8 protein-coding genes are annotated in these 11,716 nt (G+C 65.7%); 4 read left to right on the top strand and 4 right to left on the bottom strand.

All coding sequences use genetic code 11. The features are described from left to right. The first annotated feature begins 115 nt into the window (after window positions 1-115). The 4 genes from glf to CTB96_RS09070 all read left to right on the top strand — a co-directional run bounded on the left by glf (window position 116) and on the right by CTB96_RS09070 (window position 5,039). On the top strand, window positions 116-1,282 hold the full coding sequence (gene glf / locus CTB96_RS09085) for a UDP-galactopyranose mutase (RefSeq protein ID WP_110126600.1): 1,167 nt from the start codon (window positions 116-118) through the stop codon (window positions 1,280-1,282). Between the two features lie 21 nt (window positions 1,283-1,303). Continuing rightward, entirely contained in the window at window positions 1,304-3,325 is a 2,022-nt protein-coding gene (locus CTB96_RS09080) for a glycosyltransferase (RefSeq protein ID WP_110126599.1), read from the top strand. Between the two features lie 78 nt (window positions 3,326-3,403). Beyond that, complete coding sequence (locus CTB96_RS09075; protein ID WP_110126598.1) at window positions 3,404-4,291, top strand: ABC transporter permease; 888 nt, start codon at window positions 3,404-3,406, stop codon at window positions 4,289-4,291. Continuing rightward, the gene (locus CTB96_RS09070) at window positions 4,275-5,039 is read left to right on the top strand and encodes an ABC transporter ATP-binding protein (RefSeq protein WP_427846477.1); all 765 of its coding nucleotides are present in this window, start codon (window positions 4,275-4,277) and stop codon (window positions 5,037-5,039) included. The genes CTB96_RS09075 and CTB96_RS09070 overlap by 17 nt, the downstream gene beginning before the upstream one ends. A gap of 87 nt (window positions 5,040-5,126) precedes the next feature. Here the strand turns inward: CTB96_RS09070 and CTB96_RS09065 are convergent, their stop codons facing one another. The 4 genes from CTB96_RS09065 to CTB96_RS09050 all read right to left on the bottom strand — a co-directional run bounded on the left by CTB96_RS09065 (window position 5,127) and on the right by CTB96_RS09050 (window position 11,649). Next, a complete protein-coding gene (locus tag CTB96_RS09065; RefSeq protein WP_110126596.1) occupies window positions 5,127-7,481 on the bottom strand; it encodes a hypothetical protein in 2,355 nt (784 codons plus the stop codon). Window positions 7,482-7,650: 169 nt separating this feature from the next. Continuing rightward, entirely contained in the window at window positions 7,651-8,490 is an 840-nt protein-coding gene (locus CTB96_RS09060; protein ID WP_248283298.1) for a glycosyltransferase, read from the bottom strand. Between the two features lies 1 nt (window position 8,491). Beyond that, window positions 8,492-9,448 (bottom strand): glycosyltransferase, encoded by a 957-nt coding sequence (locus CTB96_RS09055; protein ID WP_110126594.1) that lies wholly within the window; start codon window positions 9,446-9,448, stop codon window positions 8,492-8,494. Beyond that, window positions 9,445-11,649 (bottom strand): hypothetical protein, encoded by a 2,205-nt coding sequence (locus tag CTB96_RS09050; RefSeq protein WP_181397209.1) that lies wholly within the window; start codon window positions 11,647-11,649, stop codon window positions 9,445-9,447. Before CTB96_RS09050 ends, CTB96_RS09055 begins: the two co-directional genes overlap by 4 nt. Window positions 11,650-11,716 lie beyond the last annotated feature (67 nt).

Here is an 11,716-nt window from a genome sequence, read left to right as displayed (position 1 = left end):
CCAGCCACGCCGACCCGACCGGAAAGCCCTGAACGGGGCCCTCCCAGAAAGCATCGGCTATCGTTGAACGTTGCAGGAACGTTGGCTGCACCCCCCAAGACAAAGGACTTTTGATATGACGGTTGACCTCCTGGTCGTCGGTTCGGGCTTCTTCGGCCTGACCGTTGCGGAACGAGCCGCCAGAGATCTCGACCTGAAGGTCGTCGTCATCGACCAGCGCAGTCACATCGGCGGCAACGCGTACAGCGCGCCGGAGCCCGAGACCGGAATCGAGGTGCACCAATACGGTGCACACCTCTTCCACACTTCGAACGAGACCGTCTGGGAGTACGTCAACCGGTTCACGAAGTTCACCGACTACGAGCACCGGGTCTTCACCAACTTCGGGGGCGAGGTCTTCCCCCTGCCGATCAACTTGGGCACCATCAACCAGTTCTTCCGCGCCGCATACTCGCCGGACGAGGCCCGTGCGCTGATCAAGGGCCAGGCCGCGGAGTTCGCCACCGGCGAGTCCCGCAACCTCGAGGAGAAGGCGATCTCGCTGATCGGCCGCCCCCTCTACGAGGCCTTCATCCGTGACTACACGGCCAAGCAGTGGCAGACCGCGCCCACGGCCCTGCCGGCCGAGGTCATCAGCCGCCTCCCCGTGCGCTACAACTACGACAACCGCTACTTCAACGACACCCACGAGGGACTGCCGGTCGACGGCTACACCGCCTGGATCGAGCGGATGGCCGACCACCCCAACATCGAAGTGCGTCTGAACACGGACTTCTTCGACGAGACCCAGGAATTCAACAAGAAAGCCGTCGTCGGCCGCACCCCCGTGGTCTACACCGGTCCGGTCGACCGGTACTTCGACTACCAGGGTGGCGAGCTCACCTGGCGCACGCTGGACTTCGAGCAGGAAGTTCTGCCGATCGGCGACTTCCAGGGCACCCCGGTGATGAACTACGCCGACGGATCCGTGCCGTACACCCGCATCCACGAGTTCAGGCACTTCCACCCCGAACGCACCGAATACCCCACGGACAAGACCGTGATCATGCGGGAGTTCTCGCGCGCGGCCACTCGTGCAGACGAACCGTATTACCCGATCAACACCCCGGCGGACCGCGAGAGCCTGCTCTCGTACCGCGCCCTGCAGGCCGGGGAACCCAACGTTTTCTTCGGCGGACGGCTGGGAACCTACCAGTATCTCGACATGCACATGGCCATCGGCTCAGCGCTGTCCATGTACGACAACAAGCTCAAGCCGCTTCTTCGCGGCTCGAGCAAATAACGACTCGGAGTCCTCATCATCATGTCCACGCCCATCGTCCTGCAAAAAGTCGTCTTCCCGTCCTCGTCTGAGCCGGATGTCGCCCCGCTGTACGTCGACCCTGACGAGTGGACGCAGATCATCAGCCCCGGCGTGGACGCGGGCAAGAAGCGCCGTGGACCGGCGCCGGAAGACACGACGCAGCCGCTGCGACTGACCCACCACAACGTCACCCCGATGCTGAACGGCCGACGCGGCCTCAAGCCTGGCCTCGACAAGCGGGTCTCGCTTGGCACGTACTTCAACGCATTCCCCGCGAGTTACTGGCGCCGTTGGACGAGCCTGACCGGGGTGCGGCTGAGCATCTCCACGACCGGCCCCGGCGACATCATCGTCTACCGCTCAAACGCCCGCGGCGTCATCCAGGTCGTTGACTCCGCGCGCGTCGAGGACGCCGGCACGGTGGACTTCGACCTCGGTTTCGAGTACTTCATCGACGGCGGCTGGTACTGGTTCGACCTCGTCTCCCGGGGCGAAGACTTTGCTCTGACCAGCGCGGAGTGGCAAGCGCCACCCAGTGACGCACCGGCCCCGCCGGCGCGTACGCTCACCATCGCCATCACCACCCTGAACCGCACCTCGTACTGCCTCGAACTCCTGGCCACGATCGCCACCGATGCCGATGTGCTCGCCGGGCTCGACCAGATCATCGTCGTCGACCAGGGCACGGACAAGATCCGCGACCACGCCCGCCACGCCGAGGTGGACGCCGCCCTCGGCGGCCGTCTGCGCGTCATCGACCAGGTCAACGCGGGCGGCTCAGGCGGGTTCTCCCGCGGCATGCTGGAGACCGTCGCCGCCGGCACCAGCGACTACGTCATGCTGCTGGATGACGATGTCGTCGCCGAGCCGGAGAGCATCCGCCGCGCCCTGGCCTTCGCCAGGCTCTGCACCGAACCGACCATCGTCGGCGGCCACATGTTTGACATGTTCGACAAGACCAAGCTGCACGCCTTCGCCGAGTCGATCGACACCTGGAACTTCATGTGGGGCCCGATCACGCCCTCCCGACACGATTTCACCGCGAGCAACCTGCGCCAGACCACCTGGCTGCACCAGCGCAACGACGTCGCCTACAACGGCTGGTGGATGAGTCTGATCCCGGTCGAGGTCATCCGCGAGGTCGGCTTGTCCCTGCCGGTCTTCATCAAGTGGGACGACGCCGAGTTCTCGCTGCGCGCCTCCGAGCACGGCTACTCCACGGTGAGCCTGCCGGGCGCGGCCGTCTGGCACGTCTCCTGGGTGGACAAGGACGACTCGCGGGACTGGCAGGCGTTCTATCACGCCCGCAACCGGCTCGTTGCGGCCCTGCTGCATTCTCCGCACGCCAAGGGCGGCCGGCTGACCATCAGTAACCTCGCCTCCGACGTGCGCCATCTGCTGACGATGGACTACTACACGGTCAAGCTGCGCCAACTGGCCTATGAGAGTGTCATGGCCGGACCGGACAGCCTGCACGGCGAGCTGACCAGCCGGCTGCCGGCCATCCGGTCCATCGCCGGGGACTACCCCGAGTCCACCCTGATCAAGGACCTGGGCCGGTTCGGCAGGTTCCCGATGACAAACCTCGTCGGTAGCGACGCGCCGCGCCCGAGCGGTCGGGAGTTGTACTCGTTCCTGATCAAGAACTTCGTGCGCCACGGCATGACCAAGCCTCACCCCGGCAGCGACGAGCGCCCCGACACCCACCTGCCTCGCACCGCACCCTGGTGGACGGTGCCGAGCATGGACAGCGTCGTGATCACCAACGCCGAGGGCTCCGGGGTCACCTGGCACATTCGCGACCGGGCGATGTTCCGGTCGCTGCTGGCATCCAGCGTCGCCCAGAACTTGAAGTTCCGCCGCCGTTGGACTGCACTGAGCGAGACGTACCGTGCGTCGCAGCATGACCTCACCTCGATGGCGTCCTGGACGACGACCCTTGGGCTGGACACCCCTGCTCCGTCGGCTCCCGACGCGGTCGACCCGCTCGTGGCCGCCCCGCTCGACGGCGGACGCGACTAGAACCCAGGCGGGTACGCCAACAGCTAGAATCTCGGGTGGGCCAGTTGCCCCCTCCCGCAGTACCAGGCAGGCGACTCGATGATAAGGACCCGCGTGACGCAAATCGCTCCAGTGCCCGACCTTGACGGGTTCGTCCGGCCAGGTCAAGGGGCCGGACTGATCGACGTATTCCGCCGGCGGTACCTGCTCTCCCTCCTCGTGCGCAAAGAAGTGCAGGTTCGCTACCGCGGCTCCGTGCTCGGCTGGATGTGGTCGTACGTCAAGCCCATCACCCAGTTCCTGGTGTTCTTCATCGCCCTGGGCGTCTTCCTCCAGCTCAACGGCAGCATCCCGAACTACCCGGTCTACCTGTTCTCCGGACTGGTAGTGATCAATCTCTTCAGCGAGGCCTTCAGCAACGGCACCAAGTCGCTGGTCGACAATGCTCCCCTGATCAAGAAGATCTACCTGCCCAGAGAGTTGTTCCCGGTCTCGTCCACGTTGGTGGCGTTCATCAACTTCTTGCCTCAGGCTCTCGTGCTCGCGGTGGTCTGTGTCTTCACCGGCTGGACCCCCAACGTTCTGCAGGTCCTCGGCATTGTGCTCGGCGTGCTGATCATCGTGCTGCTCGCGATGGGCCTCAGCCTGTTCTTCGGGTCGATCAACGTCTCATTCCGCGACGCGCAGAACTTCGTCGAGCTGATCCTGCTCGTGGCGACCTGGGCGTCCCCAGTGCTCTACCAGTGGTCGATGGTCGACAAGATCCTGCCGGACTGGGCCATGGTGATCTACCAGCTCAACCCCGTCACGGCCGCCGTCGAACTCCTGCACGCCGGCTTCTGGTACCCCACCACGTCTGGGCAGGTCGTGATGCCGCCGAACCTCTGGTTCTTCGGCCTGTGCGCGCTGGTCACGTCCAGCGTTCTGCTGGTCATCGGGCAGCTCGTTTTCCGTCGATTGGAGCGTCGTTTTGCCCAAGACCTTTAGCAGCGAGTCCCACACCCAGCCGGAGCCGCGGTTGGCGATCATCGCCACGACCCTGAGCAAGACCTTCCTCCTGCGCCACACCCACTCCCTCAAGGAGTCGGTCATCGCCGCGGTCCGTCGGAAGCCCATATCGTCCAGCTTCAACGCTCTCGACGACGTCAGCTTCACCATCAACACGGGCGAGTCCGTCGCGCTGCTCGGCTTCAACGGGTCAGGCAAGTCAACCCTGCTCAAGCTGATCTCCGGCGTGCTGCGCCCCGACCAGGGCGAGGTGCTCACCCGAGGCCGTGTGGCCGGCCTGATCGAGGTCGGCGCGGGGTTCCACCCCGATCTGTCGGGGCGGGAGAACATCTACCTCAACGCCGCTATCCTGGGCATGTCCCAGAAGGAGATCGACTCCCGATTCGACGATATCGTCGAGTTCAGCGAGATCGCCAAGTTCATCGACACCGAGGTCAAGCACTACTCCTCCGGCATGTTCCTGCGTCTCGCCTTTTCCGTAGCCATCCACACTGAAGTCGACATCCTCCTGGTCGACGAGATCCTGTCGGTGGGCGACGAGCCCTTCCAACGCAAGTGCCTCGCCAAGATCCGGCAGCTGCACGCTGAGGGCCGCACCCTTGTCGTCGTCAGCCACGACCTCGGCATGGTCGCGGACCTCTGCGACCGCGGAATCCTGATCGACAAGGGCAGGGTCGTCTTCGACGGCGAGTCACACGAGGCCGTCGCGCGCATGCGCGCCCAGTAGCAGCCCTCAGCCCTGCACACGCCCGGCAGAACGACGAAGCGCCCCGATGATCATCGGGGCGCTTCGTCGTTTCGGCAGTCCGGGCGTCTACTTCATCGCCCCGCCGTTGACCATCGACCACAGCTCCGACGAGTTGACCGTGAAGATACGCGGCGCCGAGCCACCGTTCAGACCCAACAGCTGGCCCCAGGAGGTCACCTCGCGGTACTTGCCGCCGGTCAGGTAGTACACCGGCGCCTGGCCGGCCACCTTGATGAAGACCTTGCCCACCGCCGCGTCGCCAGAAAGCTTGAGCGACGCGCAGGTGGTGTCGCGCAAGTTCGTGACCGCAAGGCCGGTGCCGCCGGCGGCCGACTTGAGCTTGTAGAGCACGCCCTTCAGGCCGATGTACTGCACACCCTTGCAGACGACCACGCGGCTCAGCGAGCCCTCAGTCTTGGCGTAGGCCTTGAGCACCGAGTCCGGCACCGTGCGGTACCCGGTGATGCCCAGGGAATCGGTGGTCCCGAACGAGCCCACCCGGTGCATCCGGTCGTGGGCATCGGTCAGGTAGATGTCTGCATTGCCGGCCGACTTGATCAGTGAACCCGACGCGACGATGCCGCCGGGTCGCGCGAACGTGTTGATAGTGGCCGCGGACCAGGTAACCAGATTGGGAGTCTTGCCACCGTTCTGCGCCAGAACATCGCTCCAGGCCAGCACCGTTCTGGCTTGGCCTTCGACGATCCGGTAGACGTTCGGCGAACCCTTCACCATCGCAAAGACCTTGCCGGGCACCGCGACTCCACTGCCGAGGGCGCTGCAGGTGGAGGACGACAGGTTCGTGGTGGCGATTCCGGCCCCGTTGCCCGCCCCGAGCGCCGACGCCTTCTTGCCGTTGACGAGCACGAGCTTCGAGTTGCACTTGGCAACGAGAGTCAGGTCGGCGCCCGCCCGGTTGTAGCCGTTGAGCGTCGCATCCGACACCGTCTTGATCGACGAGGCGCCGTACTCGCCGAGCATCGCCAGCGACGGCACTCGGATGCGGGTGCCGGTGCCGTCCACGAGGAAGACGTCGTTGGACGAGGCAGACTTGATCGCCGTTCCCGGGGTTTCGAGCGTGCGCCCGACCGGGAAGCGTTGGGCGTTTGCACTGCCCATCGTGCCCACCCACGGGCTCTTTCCACCGTTCAACCGAACCACCCCGGTCCAGCTACTGACCGGGAACCGGGTGGATGAGTTCAGGAAGTACGTGGTGCTCTTGCCCGACACCACCATGTAGTCGGAGACCTCGCCGCCCTGGGGGAGCTTGGACCACTGGCCCGGCATGAGGTCGGTCGTGGCACCGCAGTCATAGCCCCACACGGAGACCTGGCCGCAGCTGGAGAAGCGGTGCCGGGAATTGCCCTGCACGAGTGCGATCTCCCCGGTGAGTGGGTTGCGGACCAGAGCACTGGCATCCGTGCCCGCGGTGTAGCCCTTGAGGTAGGACGCGCTGACGTTTCGGTACTTGCCCAGCTTGGCGAGCGACTCGTAGACGCCTGCCGTCGGCACGTAGTGCTTGATGGTGCCGGTGATCAGGTAGATGGCACCTGAGCTGGAATCGCGAACGAAGGAACTACCGCCCTTGGTGTCACCGAACCAGTCTGTGAACATGCGCCAGAAGTTGCGGTTGCCGTACGACGAGCAACCGTCGCCCGTGCCGTAGAGGTTGGCCAGAGCAGCGTCGTTCGGCCGGTATGGCGTGTAGACGTAGAGGGCCGCGGTGGCCTGGTTTTCGATGTACACGCTCGAGGTTCCGCAGTTGCCGTTCGGGTTCCACTGAATCGTGTTCCAGCGACCGGCGACGTAATTGCGGGAGTTCGGGTTGGCCTGGTATTTCTTGAACTGGTAGGCCGCGTTGTACACCTGGTTGAAGAAGCCGTAGTAGGTCGTGTCGCAGTCTGCGGTGTCCGGGCAGCCGTAGCCCGTGGCCGAGCGGTACTGGCGCGCAGAGGGCCAGGTGTCGCTGACGAGGGCCTGCTCCTTCTCGAGCAGCACGAGCAGAACCTGCGGGTTGATGCCGCAGGCGACGGCGACCTTGGCGATGATCGTCGCGGCAGTCTCCTTCGACGCACCGGCGTAGGCGGCGCAGCCTTCGCTCTTGGCGCTTTGCGACGCCGTGGCCTGCGAATAATTCTTGAGGCAGGTGTAGCCAGAGCGGCAGGTGGGCACTTTGGAGTTGAGGAACGACTGGATCACCGAGGCGGACATGGTGCCGGAGTTGTAGAACACAGCATCACTGATGATGTTGCCCGCGTTGAAGTCGCTGCCCGTGGCCGCTTCAGCGGAATCTGTCGTCGTGGTGGCTCCGACGGTGAGGAACCCGAGGACCAGAGCGAGCACTCCGAGCATGGCGGTGATGCCGCTCAGGGTGCGTCGGCGAGGATAGGCGGTCTGCCGATCTGGATCGGTTCTGAACACGTCGTGGCCTCGGCTAACTATCGGTTGCTGGTCGACGGCTGTTGCGTCGAACGACCGACGGGTGACCCTTAAGTTCCGCCCCCATGGCACCGCCCGCGCACCAGCACACGTCAGCTCACCTTACCGAATGGGATGCTCCGTGGCCCGGCGTGCCGCGGGGGCGCGCCGGTTAGTCGCCCGTGTTCCCGTAATCACGCACGATGAACCGCCGGTAGGCGATTCTGCGCACCGCAACCGGCACGAAGCGGTACCCACCACGCACCAGGATGTTGCGGGCGAACTGGCGTCGGGTCACGAAGGCATCCCGGAGCAGGCTGCGCTGCAGCGCGATCTCACTGCGAAACAGGGTCCAGCCGCCCCGACGGCCGTAGGCTCCCGCGTCGACCCTGTACATCACCAGCGGATCGGGAAGGTTCGCGACCAGGGCGCCCGCCTGGATCATCCGTGCGAACAACCAGTAATCCTCCATCAACGGCAGTTCCCGGTAGCCGCCGGCGCGAGCTACGACCGAACGGCGATACACCACGGTGGGGTGGTTGAACGGGTCGTGGAACCGGGCGGTGGACGCGATCTCGTCAGGGTCGGTCGGCGGGATGCGTTGGCCCAGAACCCGGCCATCCTCGTCAAACTCAAGCATGCCGGTGCCCACGAGGTCGTATCCGTCATCGATCACGGTGAGCTGACGCTCGAACCGGGTCGGCAGCGAGATGTCGTCAGCGTCCATGCGGGCGACGACATCGTGGGCGCAGTGTTGGAGACCGGTTTCCAACGCGCGGGCGAGCCCGACGTTGGCGGGCAGCCGCACATGGTTCACCGGAACGGGAGATTCGGCGGTTGCGGTGGCAACGGCTGCCGCGAGTTCAGCGCCGATGGGTCCGTCTTGCACGATCACGACGTCACTGGGCCGGCGGCTCTGCTCGATGACGGTACTCGTGAATGCCTTGGCGAAATAGGCCGCCTTGTCCCCGGCGTAGACGGGCAGGAGCAGGGAGAACGGTGTCTCTGACACGTCAGGCCACCCCGGCTTCACAGGCGATGACATCGTCGGTGGCCTCACCGAGGCCGGCCAATGCGTCCCGGTTGGCACGCGGCTGGGTACGGAATCCGTCGCGAAGGCCGCTCCGCAGCCCACTGAGCAGCAGGGGCCGGTTGCCGGACGCGATAAAGGTGCGAGCCCAGCGGCGCACAGTGGAACCGGAGTACAGCACCTTCTCCGCCGGGCTCAGGCCGGAAGCCAGGCGCAGCAACCAGATCTTGTTGCGCACCTCGTAGTAGAAGCGGGCGCCGGGATCGACGTCGGTCGCGCCGAGCTTGACCGTCTTGTGCACGACGACGCTGCCGGGTACGAAGAATCCGCGGCTGCGGCGCAGGATGCGGGTGGAGAACTCGAAGTCATCGTTCCAGATGAAGTAGTCCGCGATCGGCAACCCGTGCTCGCGGAGCGCATCGGCCCTGACGAGCATGGACACGAACGACGAGCTGCGCACGGGAACTGCCTGCCGCGCCGAGGCTGCGGCACGTTCGCGGGCGCCGACGAAGGGTTTGACCCTGGGCGTGTTCATCGGGTGGTCCTGGCCGTCGGTCCACACCACCCGTGACCCGGCGATGGTGACACCCCGGTCGTCGCCGACGCTGCCCACCAGCGCCTCGAGGGCAGTGGGGGTGGGCACGGTGTCGTCGTCCATGAGCCAGACCAGGTCAGCGTCCTGGCGCACCACCGCTCGGGCGGCGCCGATCGCGAATCCGCCGGCTCCTCCGGTGTTGCGCGCGACCGAGATCAGGTCGGCACCCGGATACCGGGTGCGCACCAGTTCGGCGGTGTCGTCGGTGGAGGCGTTGTCCACGACCACGATGGCGGCTACCGGCGTGGTTTGCACCGCAAGGGCATCGAGCACCTCGATGAGCAGGTCCCGACGGTTGTACGCGACCACGACCGCCACGGTGCGCACGGCGGCGGCACCGGTCATGCCGGCACCTCGGCTGCCGGGATTCGGCTGGCACGGGCCATGCGGATGAAGGGGCCGTCGCCGTTCCGCCGGCGCCCGATCAGTCGTGCGATCGGCCATCCCGCGAGCAGAAGCAGCAGCAGGGCAGCCGCGGCGAGCTGCAGGGGATAGCCCGGTGCGTAGAACGACACGGTGACGGTCTTGCCCAGCTCGGCCGCATCGATATCGACGCCGAGCAGGAAGGTGTCGACCGGCTCGGCGGACACGGTTCCACCGGTGGCCTGGTATCCCGGCCACGGGATCCGGCTCAGCGCCACCTGCCCACCGTCGGCGCCGATGGCGTCGACCCTGAAGGTGACTCCCATGGCGTCCTCGGAAAGGACCGTGACCTCGGTACCGTCGGATGCCCACACCACCGAGCCGGCACCCGCTACAGGCTCATCCCGCACGATCAGACGGGTCTGGTCGGTGTCCTCAGCGATGTGCCAGCCCGCCGGCACAACCGACCAGTCCTTCTTGGGCACAACGTCCTTGACGGCCTGGATCGAGCTGATGCCCATCAGGTCGACGACGGTCTTGCCGGTGTCGGGCATCGTCGTGAAGAGCCTGTCGTAGAGAGCCCCGCAGGTGGAGCCGTTGTACTGCATGCAGGTCAACGAGTTGTACGGCGTGTAATACACCGCCGAGTAGGCGTTCTGCACGTTCTCCTCAGTGACGTACCAGAGGTTGCCCACCAGTGTTTCATCCCATGCCCCCGAGGCACTCACGTCGGCGACTCCGCCGACGACGATGACGTCGCCCACCGCGTTCTCGAGTTGCTGCTGGTAATCGCTGACGTCGTTCGGAACGCTGTAATCGGGCAGTGGCGACGTCGGCGAGGAGATGTGCTGGGGGACGAGCAGCAGCACCGTGAGGGCGATGGCGGCGCCGGCAACCGTCGCCACGCTCTTACCGGCCAGCCAGCCGGCCGATTCGCGGCCGAGCAGCGGCAGCGGGTGATCGCCGAGGATGCGGTAGGACAGCCAGATCGCAGCGAGGATCAGAACGGTGACCACGGCCAGCACCTTGACGTACTGCGGACCAGCGCTGAAGGTCAGTCCGGCGCCGAGCAGGACCAGTCCCCCGGCGAGCAGGAATCGGTTGCGGCCGAGCACGACCGGCCGTGCGTGCGACAAGCCGACCGCGACCAGCAGGAGCACGGCCAGCGTGAGGTACGGCATCATTCGCACGGGGAAACGCAACGGACCGAAATCGCTCGGCAGCAGAACACCGACCAAGGCGGCGACGAGCACGATCACGATGCTCAGTCGGCGCCGAAGCAGTTCACGCAGGCGGCTCAGGTCGACGAACGCCAGCAGGGGCAGGAACCAGGCGATGTAGAGCAGTGGCGCGTAGGGGAATTGGGCGTTGAAGAACAGGATGCCCGGCGTACCGACGGGGGTGGACGAGGCGAAGAGTCCGCTGAGGTTCACGGTGAGCAGGTCGGTGTTGGCCACTCCGCTCGTGCGGCCGGTGACGGGCGCGGTGAGCAGACCCGGGAGGTGCACGATGACAGCGAAACTGCCGGCCGCGGTGGCGAGCGCGAACGACCGCACGATCGACGGGCGGTGTTTGCTCAGGAAAGCCTCCACGATGAGGCCGGCCAGGGTGATGGCGAGAAATATCGTGGCGTGCGCGTAGCCGATCCCGACCAGTGCGATGGACGACAGAATCGGCAGGACGGGCGACTTAGCCTGAAGGACAGCACGACGGGCGAGCACCCAGGTCAGTGGGAGGAAGCTCCACGCCATCAGGCCGTTGGCCCACGACGGAGCATCCATGTACAGGGTGAAGCCCGCCAGGGGCGCGGCGACGGCGACAAGCGCCGCCCACGGGCGCAGCGCACCGAAGTTGCGTGCCAACGCGTACACGCCCACCGCGCCGAGCACCAGGCACAGCATCTTGATGACGGTGCTGAAGATCAGGGCGCTGCCGGTGAGGTGGGCACCGATGCCCACGACCCAGAGGACGGGGCTGAGGATTCCCCATGCACCCTCGGCGAGGTAGTTGCCGGACTGCCAGACTCGCGGGTTGATCAGCGACCAATCCAGGTCAAGCACCCGCCGGCCGATCTCGTACCATTGCCCGAACGCGCCGGACTGGCTGTCATCCACATAGTAGAAACCGGGGTCGAAGAACAGCGGGATGGACGCTCCCGCCAGGACTGCCACCACAACGAGCATGGGCCACACTATTTTGGACTGCACCAGAAGATTATCCCTCACGGTGCCTTCACAACCGCACGAGGGG

The organism is Cryobacterium arcticum, assembly GCF_003185895.1.
Classification (GTDB): domain Bacteria; phylum Actinomycetota; class Actinomycetes; order Actinomycetales; family Microbacteriaceae; genus Cryobacterium; species Cryobacterium arcticum.
Note: the sequence above shows the minus strand (reverse complement) of the source record. Positions and strands in the feature narration are given on the sequence as shown.